The following is a 19,016-nucleotide window of genomic DNA, read 5'->3' as shown; positions in this document are numbered from 1 at the left end:
ACCGGCGACGCAACGCCTATACCGCGCATTGCCTGTACCCTCCCAGTATCCTTTCTGGGTCTCGCAAAAGCCGAACCACGAAACGGACAGCCCACCGATGACTGACTTTACTTACGAAGAACGCGCAGACTACGAACAGGGCTTTTCCAAAGTCTATGACGAGAAAATCGTGCCCTATCTCAGGGAGAAGGAAGCCGAGCGACAGGCCATAGCCAGACGCAATAAAATCCGGCTGGGGATTGTCGGTGCCATCACGGCGCTTCTGGCCTTGTACGCCACTCAACTGCATCCGGTTGCGGCTATTTTCCCGATCTTCTTTGGTGGAGGACTGGGGCTTTTTCTCTATCTCAGCCGGTTTGACAAGCTGCAGAGCGAGCTGACCAGATTCATCCGCCCGATCCTGTGTGATTTTTTCGACGATGTGACCTATTCGGACCTGCATCCGGGCGAGAGCTTTTCGCTCAGCGATTTGCGGTCGCTGAATCTCGTACCCCAGGCGGACCGTCAGTCCATCGGTCCCAGCTTCTCCGGCACCTGGCGCAACACCGCCTATCGCCTGACCAAGGCAGCCTTCTATGATGAGGATCGTGACAGCGATGGAGACCGCAGGACCAGGCGGCTGTTCAGGGGGATCATTCTTGAAATCGCCTGCCCAGCCGACATGCCCACAGTGGTGTTCTACCCCGACTACGGCAACACGATGAACAAGCTCTTCGGCTGGGCAACACGTGCCGTCCGTCCGCCTCACAAACTGCACTTCCCCGACCAGGAGGTGGAAGAGGTGTTTGAGGTCTATACCGATGACCTGGACGCGGCGCAGACGCTGCTCGATCCGGCCTTTGGCCAGAAGCTGCTGGCCTTTGCCAGAGACTATCAGGGCGGCAGGAAACACATAGCCGCAGCGTTCAGGGGCAGGACATTCTACATGGCCATTAACCTGCCCTATGATTTCATGAACTTCGATGTGGGCGGGGATGCACTGCATGAGCTGAACGACAAAATAAGCGCTGCCCTTGCGGACCTCAGAATACCAGCCAGAATCATCGACGAACTGCTGGCCTGACCCTACAACAGCTCTTCAAACTCCAGCAGCGAGCGGCGGCTGTGACCATTGCGGCCCGTGACAGATTCCGCCGTAATCATGGAATTAAGAATGGCTTCCTCCGTGGTCTCAACAGCGGCCCGGAACAAGAGGTCCAGATCCCCCTCGCGCAGGCGCATCATCGGCTGCTGGGCCCATTCGTCATAATGGGCAACCCGGTTCCCGGTTGAAAAGGCCAGCACCAGCTCGCCGCTGCCATTGCCGATAAAAGACCCGGTGCGGCCAATACCAACCACGGCCCTGCGCGCGATGCGGCCAAGCTGCCGCTCGCTCAGCGGCACATCGGTCGCCAGAACCACCACAATGGAGCCCACATCAGGCAGGCTGTCATCCTTGTCGCGCGCTGCAACCAGCGGCCCGATACGGTTGCCTGCAACCGTCAGATCCCGCTTCTGCCCCATATTGGAGAGCACGAGAGCCCCAAGCGTGTGACCGGCTCCATCCAGCTCGAAAACCCGCGAAGCCGTGCCGATGCCGCCCTTCAGCTTATAACAGGACATACCACGTCCGGCCCCGACTGCCCCTTCCAGAAACATGTCTGAGGCTGAAGCGATGGCCTCAAGCACATGGTCGGCTTCAATGGCATTGCTGCGGATGTCGTTCAGATAGCCGTCATTGCATTCACACACCACCGGGTTCACGGTTCCCGTGGTGTGACCAATATCAGGATTATCCCCCAGCATATGGCGGATCAGCGCATCAGACGCTGTACCAATACAGAGCGTATTGGTCAGCAGAATAGGGGTCTCGATGGTGCCCATCTCCTGGATCTGCATCAGCCCCATGGACTTGCCAAACCCGTTGATCACGTGGCCCGCAGCCATCACCTTGTCGCGAAACAGATTACCCCCATGGGGCAGGATGGCCGTCACCCCGGTCTGGGTCGGCCCGTCAGCCAGGGTCACATGCCCGACAGTCACCTCCGCCACATCACTGATCGCATTCCGCTCACCGGTGCGCATGTCACCAATCCGAACACCAAAATCACGAATCCGCTTCTGGTCAAGCATGGGGGAGGGTCCTTCAGTGGAATATCACGGGAGGGGTAGCGGATTGGAGCTGAGGATACAATGGTGTTGCTCATGCCGGCTGGCAGCCCACCCGGGTAACCTGGATCTTCGACGACCGCACCCAATACGGCTTGGTCGACTGGCTGAAGAGGCGGGATAGGTTTGAGCTTCGATGCTCTACGGCGAAACTTAAGATCCCTCTAACTAAGGATACCATTGTCAAAGACGAATAGAGATGATTCTCATTCAACAAATTGGAAATAGCTCAATTGAGCGATAGTTCTGGTGTGGATTCTTCTTCTGCTGAACTGCTGAAGTTAAATATCAGCTATGCGACAATACCGGAGGCAGGTTTTTGCTATTAGCAGTCTTAGAGTTCCAATTCAGACAGCTCTGCGACGTTCAATCGCCGTATTGATGCTTTCATCATGTGAGACTGCCAGTACCATCAATTCTGCCCCTCGAGAAAAGTTTCGGACGGTGACGGACTTCTCAAGCAACTTCGCAACCCCTGCTGCCATTAACATGAAGTCTTCTTCGGGATTCTCACCCAGTGCAAACTCCGTTTCGTGCATAAGTTCGCTGATACGGCTTCCCTGTCTAGACCATTTCTTAAAATATCGCTTTTTTCGACTACTCAACGTTGTTTCTAGATCAAAGAACTCCCAATTTCCAACATCCCAGCGTGTAGGTTCAGATTTAATATCTGCAGCTGTACCAATTGTAATGAGGACTTCGCCGTAAGGTGGATTACAGTCCAAAATTATCGCGCGAGGTTCCACATCTGGTACTTGGTCGCCGAAAGCTTTCAACAGTTCGCAGGAATCATCGAGAAGCAACTGACCGATTTTGTCCCATTTGAAAATTTCAAAGCTTTTTTGCGGGGTAAAGTACCGATGTATGTGGCGGAATACTGCACCCCATTTTCTTCTCATCATCGGGTCAGTTTCCGATGCCTGCGCGTCCTTGATGATCGGCAACGCCAAAGGGTCACCATTATCCTTTAGCGCCTTAACTAATTCGGATCGCACACGTACATCCGCATCTGTGCTCAAGGTGCGGCAAATTTGCTCGATCAGGTCTGGTGGCGAAAAAATAAATTTTTCTGCAACCTTGACCCTTGTTTCGGTATCAGGCGATACCGCGAGGCTCAGCCATAATTGTCTGCAGCTTTCGTTATCTTGCGCCAAACGTGTGATCGCGGTTGCTGCTCTCGTCCAAATTTCACTGTCCTCAGAAACAAACGCACTTTTGAAAAAATCGAGATCGTCGAAAGTGCAAGACTTCAACGATTTATTGTTCCAGAAATTCTCAGAAAGCTTCACAAGGATTTGTTGGGTGGTCGATTTAAATCTTTCTGACCGAGCAAATCTTAGGTCATTTTCAAGACTGATATGAAACAAAATACTTCTGTCCCGACCCAAAGCTTTGAAAACCAATATGACGTCGTTTCCGTCAAATGCAATCAGCGTGAACGACACCATTTGCCAAGTGATTTTGGCGACTTAGGTTCATAGCTGTCAAGTACTTAAGTTTTAAGATGCTATAGAAGTGACAATCTCTGAATTGGAAAGTCGGGCTCAAAATCGACCATTCGCATTAAGACGCTGATCGGGCTCCTGCAACCTAACCTCGGGTAGCCCGCGCTGATCAGTGCTCTTGCTCCCCCCACCCCCTCAAGCCTCCTCCGCCTGATGCGCGTCGTAGCTGGCTTCGAGTTCTCCTCTCAGGAAATCGCCGAAGACCAGCGGCTCAAACTGCGCGGGGCCTGTGCCGGGCAGGGGGCTGATGGTGGCGGAGACGTGGGGGTCGAAGAAGAAGGGGACGGAATAGCGTTCCTGTCCTGAGGTATTGATCACCCGGTGTGGCGTTGACAGGAGCCTGCCGTTCGACAGCCGGTGCAGCATGTCGCCCACATTGACCACGAAGGCACCCTCCATCGGCGGGGCATCCACCCAACGGCCCTCCGGCGTCTGAACCTGCAGGCCGCCCACATCATCCTGCGCCAGCAGGGTCAGGCATCCGAAATCCTTGTGGGGAGCGGAGCCGTAGAGGTCATCCGGGGCTTGAGGGGATTGCGGCGGATAATGCAACAGGCGCAGCCAGAGGGTTGGCGGGTCAAACGCTGTGAGAATGGATCGGTCCGTCACCCCGATGGCCTCCAGTGCCAGACCCATCAGCTTTTGCCCAAGCCCGGTCATCGCCTCGGCATAGGCCTCGCAAACCTCGCGAAACCCGTCCAGTTCCGGCCACTGGTTGGGCCCGGACAGATAAGTATCAGGATCGGCCACAGCATCCTCACGCATCATCATGAAAGACGCCGACTGGTTGGGCTTCGTTACCTCCGCCAGATCAGATGTCACATCCGTTGAGGTGTTGATGGCGATATAACCGCGATGATTGCCGTTGAGCGCAATCGCCTGCTTTTTCTCCTCCGGCAGGGCGTGAAACCGCTTCGAGGCGTCAAACACAGCCGCCCGCAAGGCGGGATCAATGCCATGATTGATCACATAGCCAAAGCCGGTTTCACCATAAGCAAGGGCAAAGGTCCGGGCGAGACTCGACGTGTCCTCACCCCTGACAAGCGGCGCAAGATCAAGCACCGGAATTGATGTGAATTCAGTCATTCAAGGTCTCCAGATTGCTGTGCGAAACGTGCATAAAGGCGTGCAACAGAGCGTCGCTAACCAGCAAACCGCTTCCGCCGATGTGCGCTGTGACGCTCAAGGACGATGATGTGGAGAAACTCTGACATAACGTTCAGGTTAGAGCGAGCACTCTCGATGATCAAGCTCAGCAAGACACGGACCAGGATATTGGTTCATTGCTTCTACTCAAATTCATCATCACAAAATAACCTAAAAAAATCCAATGCTTGTGGGTGACTTTCAATTGGTAAGCAACTACATCACACATCTCCCAAGTATGAAATTAGGAAGGGCCGCGACTAGCGTTGTATAGTCGTCATAACACAATGCTTATTGATATTTTTGCACGCCGCTATGATGAGTTCCAGCTCAGAAACACCTTTGAGGATAGGGATCGTCGCCTACTCATCCAAGCATTCCGTATCTTGGCAGAGGATCTATCACCCTATTACCTAGGTGGGAAAGAGGATTCTAAATCTGTCAATTTCTGGACATCACTTGAAAGCGGATTATCACGTGAACTTGGTATTAAAGCGCTTTCTCCGAAATGGTCATCTTACAATGCTAACGGGTACGTTCAGGCATCTAAGAATACTCTTCTCAAGGTCTGTGAAACGTGGTTGTCACAACCCGTTTCTGGCTCTCCTGATATCTATATAAAAGAGCGTTTGAGCCTTATTGAACTTGGCTTTCGTGCTAAGGAAACCGAAATTGAAGCAGAGAACAGGAAGGCGATCTCAGAAACTGAGAAGCTAATTGCCTCGTTGAAATCCACAGGACCGAGAGTGCGGGGAGATCCCGAAGATGCGGCGCGTTCTCTAAGAGCCAGGCGTTTAAGTGTATTTCAGGATGCTACTGCTGAGTTGAACACTCGTTTTCGTCAAGCTAAATACCCACTGAACTACCACAATGGCTTCATTCAAATAGCTACTGACGACTTTGTGCAGGATCAGATTGAAACTCCTTTCTGGTCTCTGTTATCAGACTCAAAATGGCAAAATGTCGATACGGACATGAAAGAAGCTCTAGATCTTCGCGATAGTGATGGAAGGGATCCTGCATTCTATGCAGCAAGGGCTTTGGAAAGTACCATCAAGGTCATCTCCGATACCAAAAAATGGACTCATGGAGGCGAGAAGGGAGCACATAATTATATTGATAATCTTGGCTCTAAGAAAAATACCTTCTTAGCTCCTTGGGAATGTGCGCTGATCAAAGACTTCTTTACACATATTCGAAATCCGCTGGGGCATGGAGCTGGTAGCTCAACTATGCCATCTTTGACAAAACAACAGACAGAATGGGCAATTGAATTCAGTATGAGCTGGATAAAGAGCCTTATAATGCGTCTGTAGCATTCTTGTTTAGACGCCAGAAAATCGCTGAACACTGTTGTAGTGCACTAATCTGGCCTCACGTCCGCATGTCTTACTCTATTGGCCTTTTGTGGTGTTTTTCCTTAGGATGGTCGGTTGCCCGTATGAGCTGTTTCCCTACCCTCATCAATAAAATTGACGTCACCCCGGTCGGGTGGTACTCAAACCTTCTGCCGTTGGGGTGCCCGTCCGGGCTGAGAGGCTTTGTGCCAACCCATCGAACCTGATCCGGGCAGTGCCGGCGGAGGGAACGGTGTCACCAGAAAGCCGTCCCTTCATCCATTGCCTTCATGAACGCGTGTTGCACCAGAGCGGGGACCCGGTCTGGTGATGAACAGCGCGCTTCAGCAAAGAGATAAAGTGCCTGCCTTCATTCCGAAGGATCAGCACTTTAAGTCATTGTTTTGAGCGAACTCTTATCCGAAAAGTCTCCAGCTTTTCGGGAGCGCGCTTCAGCAAAGAGAAGCGGAGCAAGGATGTGGCCTATAGCGCACTGACCATAGCGGGATCAGACAGCGGCGGCGGTGCCGGAATTCAGGCGGATCTGAAGGCCATGTCGGCGCTTGGGGTCTATGGGGCCAGCGTTGTTACGGCCATCACGGCCCAGAATACCCGCGCGGTTACGGCGGTTCATTCCATCCCCACCGATGTGATTACCGCCCAGATCGAGGCGGTGCTGTCTGACATTGAGATTCATGCGGTCAAAATAGGCATGCTGGCGGTGCCCGAGATTATCCGGGCTGTGGCTGATGGCCTCAGCGAGTATGAAGGCCCGGTGGTGGTTGACCCAGTGATGATTGCCAAATCGGGGGATGCACTTCTGGCTGATGATGCGGTTGAGACGCTCAGAGATGTGCTCCTGCCTCGCGCCACTGTCCTAACGCCCAACCTGCCCGAGGCCGCCCGGCTTCTTGAGACTGAAGAGGCATCAACACCTGACGACATGCGTCTGCAGGGGCAGAAGCTCTGCGCGCTCGGGCCACAGGCCGTGCTGATGAAGGGCGGGCACGCCAAAGGCGAACTCTGTCACGACCTGCTGATCACCTCTAACGGGGTCGCGGCGGAATTTACCGCCCCCCGCAAACAGACCCGCAACACCCATGGCACGGGCTGCACGCTGTCTTCTTCCATTGCCTCCGGACTGGCCAGAGGCCTGCCCCTGATTGAGGCCGTGGGCGCAGCCCACAGCTATCTGCAGGGGGCCATTGCCGCCGCAGACGCGCTCGATATCGGCCAGGGTCACGGGCCGGTGCATCATTTCTACCAGGCATGGACGTCGACAGGGCAGGGCTCACATGAGTGATATCTCTGTCATCGGCGCGGGCGTTGCCGGTCTTGCGGTTGCCACAGAGCTTGTGGACCGCGGGGCGACCGTCACGCTGTATGACCGGTCCGGCGCGCCCGGACCTCACGGTTGCAGCTGGTGGGCAGGCGGCATGCTGGCCCCCTGGTGCGAGTTTGAAAATGCTGAAGAGCCCGTTCTGCGTCTTGGCCGGGAGGCGATTGACTGGTGGGCCACCCGCACGCCTGTCACCCGGCGCGGCACGCTTGTTGTGGCCAACTCGCGCGACCTGCCGGACCTACGCCGGTTCTCTCGTCGCACCGAAGGGTTTGACGAGGTTGGTGAGGCCCGCATTCAGGAGCTGGAGCCGGACCTGCACGGCTTTACAAAGGGGCTTTTCTTTGCTGATGAAGCCCATCTCGACCCGCGCCGGGCGCTGACGGATCTGTATGACGCGCTTATCGCAAAGGGCGTCACCCTTGTACCAGAAGAGGTCAATCCGGAAACCCTGCCGAACGCCATTGATTGCCGGGGGCTTGCAGCGCGGGACAGCCTTAAGGATCTGCGCGGGGTAAAAGGCGAGATGCTGGTCATCCGGGCACCGGATGTGACGCTGAACCGGCCTGTGCGCCTGCTGCATCCGCGCATGCCGCTCTATATCGTACCGCGCGGCGACGGGGTCTATATGCTCGGGGCCACCATGATCGAAAGCGGCGATGGCACGCGTATAACAGCCCGCTCCATGCTGGAAATGCTGAGCGCGGCCTATGCCCTGAACCCGGCCTTCGGCGAGGCGGAAATTCTGGAGATCGGCGTCGATGTGCGCCCCGGCTTCCCGGATAATCTGCCGCGTATCCGCCGCAAGGGTTCAGTGGTTCATGCAAACGGACTTTACCGGCACGGTTATCTGCTGGCCCCGGCGCTGGCGCGCGGGGTAGCCGATCTGGTGCTTGAGAACAGACAGTCGGAGATGGTCGATGAAGATCACGCTGAACGGCAAAGCGCATAACAGCGCAGCGGACACATTGTCCGCGCTTCTGGATGAATGCGGCTATGGAGACCGCCCTGTGGCCACCGCGCTGAATGAGGAATTCGTGCCCGCACCAGACCGTGCCGCACAGAAGCTGCAGGATGGCGACCGGGTTGAAGTGGTCGCCCCTATGCAAGGTGGTTAGGGTCAGGACCCATTAATTTCGTTCATTCTGTTCGTCAGGGAAATGTAGAATGGGCGCAAAACAGGACGCAGGACAGGTGGACCCTATTCAAGGTCTGATTTGTGTCCAGGCTGCATTTCCCTGACAAACCCGTAGGGCGGGGTGATTTTACCGCTCGGCTTTGTTGAAGCTCTTCGAAAACCTGCCAGGTTTCCTTCAGATCTTCGCCGCGCCGAACAGAAAAATCTCCTCCGCAGTATGAATGAAATTAATGGGTCCTGACCCTAAGGGCAAAGGCTGAGACGATGCGATCATTCTACGGTACAGAGCTGGCCAATCCGCTGATGCTGGGCACGGCCCAATATCCAAGCCCGGCCATTCTGGAAGAGGCGTTCCGGTCGAGCAGGGCGGCAGTAGCCACCGTTTCGCTCCGCCGTGAGGGCGCAGGCGGTGAAGGCAGCAGCTTCTGGGAGATGATCAAGGCGCTTGGCGTTCTGGTTCTGCCCAACACAGCCGGATGTCACACAGTGAAGGAAGCCGTCACCACCGCCCAGATGGCGCGGGAGGTTTTCGGCACGCCCTGGATCAAGCTCGAGCTGATCGGGCACACAGACAGTCTGCAGCCGGATGTGTTCCAGCTTGTGGAGGCGACGCGTATTCTCTCTGAGGACGGATTTCAGGTGTTTCCCTACACCACCGAGGATCTGATTGTCGGTGAGCAGCTTCTGAAAGCGGGCTGCGAAGTGCTGATGCCCTGGGGCGCGCCTATCGGCTCGGGTCGCGGGCTGAACAATGAATATGCGCTGAGAGCCATGCGGGCCGAGTTCCCCGATGTGCCGCTTGTGGTGGATGCGGGCATTGGTCTGCCCAGCCATGCGGCCCATGCCATGGAGCTTGGCTATGACGCGGTGCTGCTCAACACCGCCGTGGCCCGCGCCGGAGAACCTGCCACCATGGCCAAGGCCATGGCGCTGGCGATTGAAGCGGGCAGGCTGGCCTTTGAGGCCGACCCGATTGAGGCGCGCGATATGGCGGAAGCCTCAACCCCGGTTATCGGAAAGGCTTTCCTGTCATGACGCTCGATCCGTTCTACCCGATTTTCGATCACACGGACTGGCTGAAGCGGATGCTGCCGCTCGGGGTCAAACTGGTGCAGTTACGCATCAAGGACAGGCCCGATCAGGAGGTCAGATCTGAAATCGAGACCGGCCGTGATCTCTGCCGCGCGCATGACGCCGTTCTGGTGGTCAATGATTACTGGCAGATAGCCATTGAGGCCGGGTGCGACTGGGTACATCTGGGTCAGGAAGATCTGGATGACGCAGACCTCAGGGCCATCCGCAAGGCGGGGCTGAAACTGGGTGTCTCCACCCATGATGATGACGAGCTTGAGCGGGTGCTGGCCATGGAGCCCGACTATGTGGCGCTTGGCCCGGTCTATCCCACCATCCTCAAGAAGATGAAATGGCATCAGCAGGGCCTGCCACGGGTGACCGAGTGGAAACAGCGGGTCGGGTCCATTCCGCTGGTGGGCATTGGCGGCATGAGTGTTGAGCGCGCACCCGGCGTTTTTGAAGCCGGTGCCGATATCGTCTCGGCGGTCACCGACATCACACTGAACGACGACCCGGAAGGCCGGGTCAGACAATGGCTCGCGGCGACCCGGTGAGCTCATAATCGATAGAACAAACGGAACAACAGACGTCTCGGAGAAGGAAACGCCTTTCATGAAAAAACTGCTTTTTGCGCTGGCTATGCTGGCCTCAACCCCGGCCATAGCGGCAGACAAGATGACGCTTCTGCTCGACTGGTTCATCAACCCGGATCATGGCCCGATCATCGTGGCGCAGGAAAAGGGCTATTTCGCCGATGAAGGGCTTGAGGTGGAAATCGTGCCACCGGCTGACCCGTCTGCACCGCCCCGTCTGGTGGCTGCCGGTCAGGCTGATCTGGCCGTCTCCTATCAGCCGCAGCTTCACCTGCAGATCCATGAGGGCCTGCCGCTGAAGCGTGTGGGCACACTGGTGGCCACCCCGCTCAATTGCCTGCTGGTGCTGAAAGACGGCCCGATCAAGTCACCTGCTGACCTGAAGGGCAAGAAAATCGGCTTCTCCGTTGCCGGTGTTGAAGAAGCGGTTCTCGGCACGGTGCTGGAGCGGCACGGGGTCAAGCTCAGCGATGTTGAGATGATCAATGTGAACTTCTCCCTGTCTCCGTCCCTGATGTCCGGTCAGGTGGATGCGGTGATCGGTGCCTATCGCAATTTCGAGCTGAACCAGATGGATATCGAAGGCCGTCCGGGCACCTGCTTCTATATCGAGGAAGAGGGCGTTCCCTCCTATGACGAGCTGATCTATGTGGCCAATCCGGAGCGCATGGATGCAGACAAGGTGGCCCGTTTCCTGGCGGCAACCGAGAAAGCAACCCAGTTCATCGTCAACAATCCGAAGGCAAGCTGGGAGATCTTCTCCGGCACCTCAAAAGAACTGCAGGATGAGCTGAACAAGCGCGCCTGGCGCGATACCCTGCCACGTTTTGCCCTGCGTCCGGCAGGCTTTGATGCAGGTCGGTATGCACGCTTTGAGGCCTTCCTCAACGAAAAAGGCATGATCCCGTCTCAGAACGCGGTCGATGCAATCACCGTTGATGTGACCGCGAAATGAGCACCCGTCCCGATTATGGCCGCGCCTTCTCGCTGATGCGCGCGGCTTCCGGCGATCTGTGGCGGGATTATACCCGCCACGGCTTCGTTGAGGGCATGAAGGACGGCACGCTGCCGAAAGAGGCATTCCTGCATTATCTCAGACAGGATTATGTGTTTCTGGTGCATTTCTCCCGCGCCTGGGCACTTGCCGTGGTGAAGGGCGAAAGCCACGAGGAAATGATGACGGCCGCCGCCACGGTTAACGCGCTGGTCGGTGAGGAAATGAAGCTGCATATCGGCATCTGCGCCGATCTCGGCATTTCCGAGGACGCGCTGTTCGCAACGCCCGAGCGCCCCGAGAACCTCGCCTATACGCGGTTTGTGCTGGAAGCGGGTTTCTCCGGCGATTTCCTCAGCCTGCTGGCCGCTCTCGCCCCGTGCGTTATGGGCTATGGCGAGATTGGCGCGCGGCTCAGCACAGAAGCCACAAGCGAGATCTATCGTGACTGGATCAACACCTATTCAGGTGAGGAGTATCAGGGGTCGTGCAAGGCGGTGGGTGACCTGCTGGACAAGGCACTGGTCCGCCGTCTGGGCGAGGACTACGACACGCTGCCGGTCTGGCAGAAGCTCTGTGAGACCTTCACCATGGCCACACGGCTTGAAGTGGGGTTCTGGCAGATGGGCCTGACACCCTGATGGCGCCCTGATGAGGTCCTGCTGATGACATCTGCACCCGAGACGCCGGGCATCACCATTGACGGGTCAGCCGCGATTGACGGGGTGGCGCTGTTTGCGCCCCTGTCCCTGGTGCTGAACCCGGGTCAGTGGACCTGCCTGCTAGGCGGATCGGGTGTGGGGAAATCCACCATTCTGCGACTGGTGGCCGGACTCAGCACCGGCGCACGTTTTTCCGGCACCATCACCGCCTCTGACGGCGATGATGTGATGACCCGCGTGGCCTATATGGCCCAGGACGACCTGCTGCTGCCCTGGGCCAGTGTCACCCACAACGTGGCGCTGGGCGCGCGGTTGCGCGGGGAGCCAACCGACACGGACCGGCTTCAGACACTTCTGCGCCGCGTCGGTCTTGATGCGCATGCCAACAAAAAACCGTCTGAACTGTCCGGCGGCCAGAGACAGCGGGTGGCGCTGGCCCGAACGCTGATGGAAGACAAGGACATCATTCTGCTGGATGAACCCTTTTCGGCCCTTGATGCCCGCACCCGCGCCGATATGCAGGATCTGGCGGTTGAACTGCTCCATGGCAAGACGGTGCTTCTGGTCACCCATGACCCGGCAGAGGCGGCACGCATCGGCCACAAAATCGTGGTCATGCGCAAGACCGGGCTCACCCATTGCACCCCGCCTGATGCGCCAATCCCCCGCCAGGTGGATGACCGGGCGACGCTCGACAGTCAGGGCGCCTTGATGCGGCTGATGCGGGAGGACGGCTGATGAAGGGCTATGTCTATGCCGGGCTTGCGGCTGTTTTCGCCATCACTGTCTGGCAGGCCATTGTCAGCCTGACTGACCTGCCGCGCTTTATCCTGCCGGGACCGCTGCTTGTAGCGGAAACCTGGTGGTTCCACCGCGAAGTGATTGCCGAACATACGCTGATTACAGCCATCGAGGTGTTGATCGGCCTCGCGCTCGGGGCTCTGCTTGGCATTGTCACAGCCATTCAGCTGGCAACCTCGAAAGCCGCCCGGCTGCTGGTCCGGCCCATTCTGGTCTTCACCCAGGCGCTGCCGGTGTTCGCACTCGCCCCCATCCTGACCCTGTGGCTCGGCTATGGGCTCTGGTCAAAAGTGGCGATGGCAGTGCTGATTATCTATTTCCCCGTCACATCCTCCTTCTTTGACGGGCTGATGCGCACCCCGCAGGGCTATCTGGATCTGGCCCGCACCATGCAGGCCAGCCCGCGCGCGGTCCTGCTGCATATCCGTATTCCCGCCGCCCTGCCATCACTGGCCTCCGGTCTCAAGCTGGCCGCCGTCTATGCGCCAATCGGGGCCGTTATCGGCGAATGGGTCGGAGCCTCGAAAGGGCTGGGTTATCTGATGCTGCTGGCCAATGGCCGGGCCAAGACAGACCTGATGTTCGCCGCCATGCTGACCCTTGGGGTTTTCTCAATCCTGCTCTACGAAATCACCCGCCGCCTGACAGCCCGCTGGGCCGCTCAGTCCGACGGGGTGGATTGAACCGGAAGCCTCTGGAGCCTCACCCCGCCATACCCATGGAAAGCGACACCCGCTTTGCGGCGTCTGAGACCCATTGGCCGATTTCAGCAAGGCGGTCATTGGTCATCCGCATGGCCGGGCCGGAGACCGAGATTCCGGCAATGGCCTCGCCATAGATATTAGTGATGGGGGCGGCGACGCAGCGCATGCCGTCGGCCTTTTCCTCATCATCCAGCGCCCAGCCCCGCTCACGCACTTTTTCCAGATCTGCGCGGAGGACCTCCGGCTCGGTAATGGAATGGGTGGTGAAGCGTTCGAGTGCGGCATCACGCAGATAACGGTCCAGCCGCTCGGGCTGATAACAGCTCAGAAGCGCCTTGCCGATACCCGAGGCATGCATGGGAGAGATGGTGCCCAGCGGAAAGAAGGCCCGGATTGATTGCGGGGTTTCCACCTGCCCCACGAACATCACCTCGTCATTGCGTTCAATGCCCAGATTGGAGGTCTCGCCGGTCAACCGCATCAGCTCGTGCATTTCCGGGCGGCTGCGTTCAGCCACATTGTTGCGGGCCAGAAAGGACGAGCCGAGCCGGAAGGCGGCAGAGCCCATATGCCAGGCCTGATCGACCGGGTCCATCTCGACAATCTGCCGAGCCTCAAGGGTGGACAGCACCCGATAAATGGTCGCCGGTGACTGGTTCAGGGCACCCGCCAGTTCGGTCAGCGTCAGCCCCTGTGCCTCAGCCAGGGCATCCATCACATCCAGCGCCCGGTCGAGCGCCTGAATACGGCTTGTGGTGGTATCTGTATCGAAATTTTTCGGACGGCCCTTGCGGCGCAGAGAGGGGGGCATTTCGCCTCCTTGCCTATAAATCGGAAAGCAGTTTCAAATATAATTGAAAAACCAATTCATCCAATGAAAAAATATAGAAGACTGTTTTATATGATGAAAATCACTATTTCTTATTTTTGAAAAAATTTTTCAAAAAAATTTCCTTCTGCAACAAGGACTCCTATCCTGTTTTCAGCATTACAGGAGTCCCTCACATGAGCGATCAGAACCCCGTCTTCATTCCCGGCCCCACCAACATGCCGGAAGCGCTGCGCAAGGCCGTGGACATGCCCACTATGGACCACCGGTCAGAAGCCTTTGCCGAGATCCTGCATCCGGCTCGTGACGGGGTGAAGGCGGTGGTGAAAAGCGACCATGCCGAGATTTTCTTCTTTCCCTCCACCGGCACCGGCGGCTGGGAAACCGCACTGACCAACACATTGAGTGCCGGTGACAGGATCCTTGCGGCCCGCAACGGCATGTTCTCCCACCGCTGGATCGACATGTGCCAGCGTCACGCTCTGGCGGTCGATGTGGTCGATGTGCCATGGGGCGAGGGTGTTCCGGTTGACCGCTATGAGGAAATCCTCACTGCCGACCGGACCCATCAGATCCGTGCGGTGCTCGTCACCCATAACGAGACGGCCACCGGTGTGAAATCCGATATTGCCGCGGTTCGCCGGGCACTTGATGCCGCAGGCCACCCGGCGCTGTTGTTTGTGGATGGTGTCAGCTCCATTGCCTCGATGGATTTCCGCTTCGATGAATGGGGCGTTGATGTTGCTGTGACCGGGTCGCAGAAAGGCTTCATGCTGCCTGCGGGTCTGGCCATTGTCGCTTTCTCGAAAAAGGCGATTGAGGCGGTAGAAACGGCGCGCCTGCCACGCACCTTCTTTGATATTCGCGACATGCGGCAGAGCTATCAGGGCGGTGGCTATCCCTATACGCCATCGGTCGGCCTGCTGAACGGGCTGAACCGGTCCTGTGCCCTGCTTCAGGCGGAAGGTCTGGAGAATGTCTTTGCCCGCCATGCCCGCATTGCGGGCGGGGTGCGGGCTGCGGTTCGCGCCTGGGGGCTTGAGTTGTGCGCCGCCTCACCGGACCTCTGGTCCGATACGGTCAGCGCCATCCGCACGCCGGACGGGTTCAACGCCACGGATGTGGTGAGCCATGCGGCCCGGCATTACGGGGTGGCCTTTGGTGTCGGACTGGGTGATGTGGCCGGCAAGGTCTTCCGCATCGGCCATCTGGGCAGCCTCACCGATGTGATGGCGCTCAGCGGCATCGCTACGGCCGAGATGTGTATGGCTGATCTGGGCCTGGAGATCACGCTCGGTTCCGGTGTTGCCGCAGCCCAGGAGCACTACCGCTCAAGCCGTGCCGATACAAGCAGGCTGGCGGCGTGAGGAGGCTCTGATGATCATCCCGACCGTTGATGACATGCTGGCCGCCCATGACCGGATAAGGCCGCATGTACACGAAACCCCGGTGCTTACCTCGCGTTATCTGGACGCGCTGACCGGCGCAAACCTGTTCTTTAAATGCGAGAACCTGCAGAAGGCCGGGGCGTTCAAGGCGCGCGGCGCATCCAATGCCGTGTTTGGCCTGTCCGATGAGCAGGCTCAGAAGGGTGTCGCCACCCATTCAAGCGGCAATCATGGCACCTGCCTGTCTTATGCTGCCGGTCGCCGGGGTATTCCCTGCACGGTGGTTATGCCGCGCACCGCCCCGCAGGCCAAGAAGGATGCCGTGAAGGGCTATGGCGGCCGCGTGGTGGAATGCGAACCCTCCACCTCCAGCCGTGAGGCCGTGTTTGCCGAGGTGGTGGCCGAGACCGGCGCGGAATTTGTCCATCCCTATAACGATCCCCGGGTGATTGCCGGGCAGGGCACCTGTTCCCGCGAGCTGATGGGCCAGGTGGACGGACTGGACGCGGTCATCGCACCGATTGGCGGCGGCGGCATGGTCTCTGGCACCTGCCTGACCCTCTCAAACCTCGCCCCGCATGTGGAGATTTATGCTGCAGAACCCGAGCAGGCCGATGACGCTTATCGCAGTTTCAAGGCCGGGCACATTATTGCGGATGATGCCCCGGTCACTGTGGCTGACGGGCTGAAAGTGCCGCTGAAGGACCTCACCTGGCATTTCGTCTCAAACCACGTCACCGACATTCTGACTGCGTCAGAAGACGAGATCATCGATGCCATGCACCTCATCTGGAAGCGGATGAAGATTGTCATGGAACCATCCTCCGCCGTACCGCTGGCCACCATTCTCAAGAACCCGGACGTGTTCCGCGGCAAACGAGTGGGGGTGATCATCACCGGCGGCAATGTGGATCTGGACAGGCTTCCCTGGCAATAGACAACAGGAGAAAACACATGAACGCGCAGACAAAACCCGACACCCTCGTTGTTGGCTATGATGTTCCTGCCCTGCCGGGGATGGATGAGGCCGATATCCAGACCCCCTGTCTGGTGCTCGATCTGAATGCCCTTGAGCGTAATATCAAAAAGATGGGTGATTACGCCAAAGCCCACGGCATGCGCCACCGGGTGCACGGCAAGATGCACAAATCCGTAGATGTGGCCAGGCTTCAGGAGACGCTCGGCGGCGCGATTGGTGTCTGCTGCCAGAAGGTTTCAGAGGCCGAAGTCTTCGCCCGGGGTGGCATCAAGGATGTTCTGGTTTCCAACCAGGTGCGCGATCCGCTGAAGATGGACCGGCTGGCCCAGCTGCCGAAACTGGGAGCCCGCACCATTGTCTGCGTCGATGACCTTGAGAATGTGGCAGACCTCTCCCAGGCCGCTCAGAAGCACGGCACCACCCTTGAATGTTTTGTGGAGATTGACTGTGGTGCAGGTCGCTGCGGGGTGACCACAACAGATGCGGTTGTCACCATCGCCCGGGCCATTGATGCAGCCGACAATCTGAAATTCACCGGCATTCAGGCCTATCAGGGGGCCATGCAGCACATTGACAGCTATGAGGGCCGCAAGGAAAAGCTCGACATCGCCATTGCCATGGTCAGGGACGCCGTCGAGGGCCTGAAGGCCGCCGGTCTTGAGCCGGAACTGGTCTCAGGCGGTGGCACCGGTTCCTATTATTTTGAATCCAATTCCGGCGTTTATAACGAGCTGCAATGCGGGTCTTACGCGTTCATGGATGCGGATTATGGCCGCATTCTCGACAAGGACGGCAACCGCATCGATCAGGGCGAGTGGGAGAACGCCTTCTTCCTGTTCACCCAGGTGATGAGCCACGCCAAGGCGGACAAGGCCATTTGCGATGCAGGCCTCAAGGCCCAGTCGGTGGATAGCGGCCTGCCCTTCATCTATGGCCGGGATGATGTGGAATATATCAAGTGCTCTGACGAGCACGGGGTGATTGCAGACCCGGACGGCAAGCTGAAAGTGGGCGACAAGTTGCGCCTTGTGCCCGGCCATTGTGACCCGACCGCCAATGTGCACGACTGGTATGTGGGCGTCCGCAACGGCAAGGTGGAAACCCTGTGGCCGGTTTCCGCCCGCGGCAAGGCTTACTGACCAACCGCAAGCGGCTGAAACAGGGGGAGAGGGGCAGGCCAGCGGGCATTCTGCGCCTCTCCCGCCTTATCGCTCTCTTTTTGAATTTTAGGATTTTATTCCTATCGCTTTGTTCAAGACCCCTTTATTCAAGACCCAAGGAATGCGCTCATGATCATTGTCCCGGAAAATGCCATTGGCGACCTCATCGGCCGGACGGAAAGTTTTGACGCCATTGAGGCCGTGTTTGCCGCCATGGCCCGCGATGACGCCTATAATTTTCCGGTCATCCGCGAAGCAATCGGCCATGCGGACGCGCTCTATGGCTTCAAAAGCGGGTTTGACCGCGCCGGTCTGGTGCTGGGGCTCAAGTCAGGCGGTTACTGGCCGGGCAATGAAGCGAAAGGCCTGACCAATCATCAGTCCACCGTCTTTCTGTTTGATGCGGATACGGGCAAGGCGAAAGCGGTGGTTGGCGGCAACCTTCTGACCGCGCTTAGAACCGCAGCCGCCTCTGCCGTCTCCATCCGCCATCTGGCCCGTGAGGACGCGAAAGTTCTGGGCATGATCGGCGCCGGGCACCAGTCCGCTTTCCAGATGCGGGCCGCCCTTGAGCAGCGCAGTTTCGAGAAGGTCATCGGCTGGAATTATCACCCCGAAATGCTTTCCCGACTGGAAGAAACAGCCCGTGAGGCAGGCCTGCCCTTTGAGGCGGTGGACCTCGACCGGCTGGGGGCCGAGGCGGATGTGATCATCTCCATCACCTCAAGCTTCGCGCCTATCCTGAACGCGGCCCAGGTCACCCCCGGCACTCATCTGGCCTGTATGGGAACAGACACCAAGGGCAAACAGGAAGTGGATGCCAATCTGCTGGCAAAGGCTCGTGTCTTCACCGATGAAGTGGCCCAGTCGGTCACAATCGGCGAAGCACAGCACGCCGTGGCCCAGGGGCTGATTAAGGACGCGGATATCACCGCAATCGGCGCCGTCATCAACGGCACACATCAGGGCCGCACCAGCCCTGACGACATCACCCTGTTCGACGGCACCGGCGTCGGCCTGCAAGACCTCGCCGTCGCCTCCGCCGTGGTCGACATCGCCGTGGCCAAAGGAGTAGCGGTTGAGGTGGACTTTTAGGATTCAGACCCATAAATGGTTCGTCAGAACCGGCAGATCAGCTCTAGCACAGGTCGTTTAACGGCTTATCGTGCACAGAGTTTGACATGTAATATGACAGGGACTATCAGACAAAACAGGAAAA

General features: G+C 57.8%; 19 protein-coding genes and 1 riboswitch. Of the genes, 15 read left to right on the top strand and 4 right to left on the bottom strand.

The features are described from left to right. Positions 1–97 precede the first annotated feature (97 nt). Complete coding sequence (locus RA157_RS17435; RefSeq protein WP_350334390.1) at positions 98–1,063, top strand: DUF3137 domain-containing protein; 966 nt, start codon at positions 98–100, stop codon at positions 1,061–1,063. A gap of 2 nt (positions 1,064–1,065) precedes the next feature. Here the strand turns inward: RA157_RS17435 and RA157_RS17430 are convergent, their stop codons facing one another. The 3 genes from RA157_RS17430 to RA157_RS17420 form a co-directional block, all read right to left on the bottom strand. Continuing rightward, on the bottom strand, positions 1,066–2,112 hold the full coding sequence (locus RA157_RS17430; protein WP_350334389.1) for a DmpA family aminopeptidase: 1,047 nt from the start codon (positions 2,110–2,112) through the stop codon (positions 1,066–1,068). Positions 2,113–2,495: 383 nt separating this feature from the next. Continuing rightward, the gene (locus RA157_RS17425; RefSeq protein ID WP_350334388.1) at positions 2,496–3,515 is read right to left on the bottom strand and encodes a HEAT repeat domain-containing protein; all 1,020 of its coding nucleotides are present in this window, start codon (positions 3,513–3,515) and stop codon (positions 2,496–2,498) included. Between the two features lie 273 nt (positions 3,516–3,788). Continuing rightward, complete coding sequence (locus tag RA157_RS17420) at positions 3,789–4,739, bottom strand: isopenicillin N synthase family dioxygenase (protein ID WP_350334387.1); 951 nt, start codon at positions 4,737–4,739, stop codon at positions 3,789–3,791. 347 nt (positions 4,740–5,086) lie between these two features. Here RA157_RS17420 and RA157_RS17415 point away from each other — a divergent pair, with 347 nt between their 5' ends. From RA157_RS17415 to RA157_RS17370, 10 genes are all read left to right on the top strand, one after another. Further along, a complete protein-coding gene (locus tag RA157_RS17415; protein WP_350334386.1) occupies positions 5,087–6,115 on the top strand; it encodes an AbiJ-NTD4 domain-containing protein in 1,029 nt (342 codons plus the stop codon). 188 nt (positions 6,116–6,303) lie between these two features. Continuing rightward, positions 6,304–6,403: riboswitch (TPP riboswitch) on the top strand. Between the two features lie 211 nt (positions 6,404–6,614). Next, complete coding sequence (gene thiD / locus RA157_RS17410) at positions 6,615–7,439, top strand: bifunctional hydroxymethylpyrimidine kinase/phosphomethylpyrimidine kinase (protein ID WP_350334385.1); 825 nt, start codon at positions 6,615–6,617, stop codon at positions 7,437–7,439. After that, a complete protein-coding gene (locus RA157_RS17405; RefSeq protein ID WP_350334384.1) occupies positions 7,432–8,427 on the top strand; it encodes an FAD-dependent oxidoreductase in 996 nt (331 codons plus the stop codon). The genes thiD and RA157_RS17405 overlap by 8 nt, the downstream gene beginning before the upstream one ends. Then, positions 8,396–8,593 (top strand): sulfur carrier protein ThiS, encoded by a 198-nt coding sequence (gene thiS, locus RA157_RS17400; RefSeq protein WP_350334383.1) that lies wholly within the window; start codon positions 8,396–8,398, stop codon positions 8,591–8,593. The genes RA157_RS17405 and thiS overlap by 32 nt, the downstream gene beginning before the upstream one ends. A 284-nt stretch (positions 8,594–8,877) precedes the next feature. Then, entirely contained in the window at positions 8,878–9,648 is a 771-nt protein-coding gene (locus tag RA157_RS17395; protein ID WP_350334382.1) for a thiazole synthase, read from the top strand. Beyond that, the gene (locus RA157_RS17390; RefSeq protein ID WP_350334381.1) at positions 9,645–10,241 is read left to right on the top strand and encodes a thiamine phosphate synthase; all 597 of its coding nucleotides are present in this window, start codon (positions 9,645–9,647) and stop codon (positions 10,239–10,241) included. The genes RA157_RS17395 and RA157_RS17390 overlap by 4 nt, the downstream gene beginning before the upstream one ends. A gap of 58 nt (positions 10,242–10,299) precedes the next feature. Further along, positions 10,300–11,235 (top strand): ABC transporter substrate-binding protein, encoded by a 936-nt coding sequence (locus RA157_RS17385; RefSeq protein ID WP_350334380.1) that lies wholly within the window; start codon positions 10,300–10,302, stop codon positions 11,233–11,235. Next, complete coding sequence (tenA, locus tag RA157_RS17380; RefSeq protein WP_350334379.1) at positions 11,232–11,915, top strand: thiaminase II; 684 nt, start codon at positions 11,232–11,234, stop codon at positions 11,913–11,915. Before RA157_RS17385 ends, tenA begins: the two co-directional genes overlap by 4 nt. Before the next feature lie 24 nt (positions 11,916–11,939). After that, complete coding sequence (locus RA157_RS17375) at positions 11,940–12,674, top strand: ABC transporter ATP-binding protein (RefSeq protein ID WP_350334378.1); 735 nt, start codon at positions 11,940–11,942, stop codon at positions 12,672–12,674. Next, a complete protein-coding gene (locus tag RA157_RS17370; RefSeq protein WP_350334377.1) occupies positions 12,674–13,420 on the top strand; it encodes an ABC transporter permease in 747 nt (248 codons plus the stop codon). Before RA157_RS17375 ends, RA157_RS17370 begins: the two co-directional genes overlap by 1 nt. 19 nt (positions 13,421–13,439) lie before the next feature. On the opposite strand, the gene bhcR is transcribed toward RA157_RS17370, so the two are convergent. After that, positions 13,440–14,252, bottom strand: a complete 813-nt coding sequence (gene bhcR, locus RA157_RS17365; protein WP_350334376.1) for an HTH-type transcriptional regulator BhcR — start codon at positions 14,250–14,252, stop codon at positions 13,440–13,442. Positions 14,253–14,446: 194 nt separating this feature from the next. Between bhcR and bhcA the strand changes: the two genes are divergently transcribed. The 4 genes from bhcA (at position 14,447) to bhcD (ending at position 18,892) form a co-directional block, all read left to right on the top strand. After that, on the top strand, positions 14,447–15,637 hold the full coding sequence (gene bhcA / locus RA157_RS17360; RefSeq protein WP_350334375.1) for an L-aspartate--glyoxylate aminotransferase BhcA: 1,191 nt from the start codon (positions 14,447–14,449) through the stop codon (positions 15,635–15,637). A 10-nt stretch (positions 15,638–15,647) separates the two neighbouring features. Then, positions 15,648–16,595, top strand: coding sequence for a beta-hydroxyaspartate dehydratase BhcB (gene bhcB, locus RA157_RS17355; RefSeq protein ID WP_350334374.1), 948 nt, complete (start codon positions 15,648–15,650; stop codon positions 16,593–16,595). Positions 16,596–16,612: 17 nt separating this feature from the next. Further along, on the top strand, positions 16,613–17,776 hold the full coding sequence (gene bhcC, locus RA157_RS17350; protein WP_350334373.1) for a 3-hydroxy-D-aspartate aldolase BhcC: 1,164 nt from the start codon (positions 16,613–16,615) through the stop codon (positions 17,774–17,776). Positions 17,777–17,926: 150 nt separating this feature from the next. After that, entirely contained in the window at positions 17,927–18,892 is a 966-nt protein-coding gene (gene bhcD / locus RA157_RS17345) for an iminosuccinate reductase BhcD (protein ID WP_350334372.1), read from the top strand. The last annotated feature ends 124 nt before the right edge of the window (positions 18,893–19,016 follow it).

It is taken from the genome of Coralliovum pocilloporae (genome assembly GCF_030845175.1).
GTDB classification, from domain to species: domain Bacteria; phylum Pseudomonadota; class Alphaproteobacteria; order Rhizobiales; family Cohaesibacteraceae; genus Coralliovum; species Coralliovum pocilloporae.
This window is presented reverse-complemented; position numbering and strand designations above follow the sequence as displayed.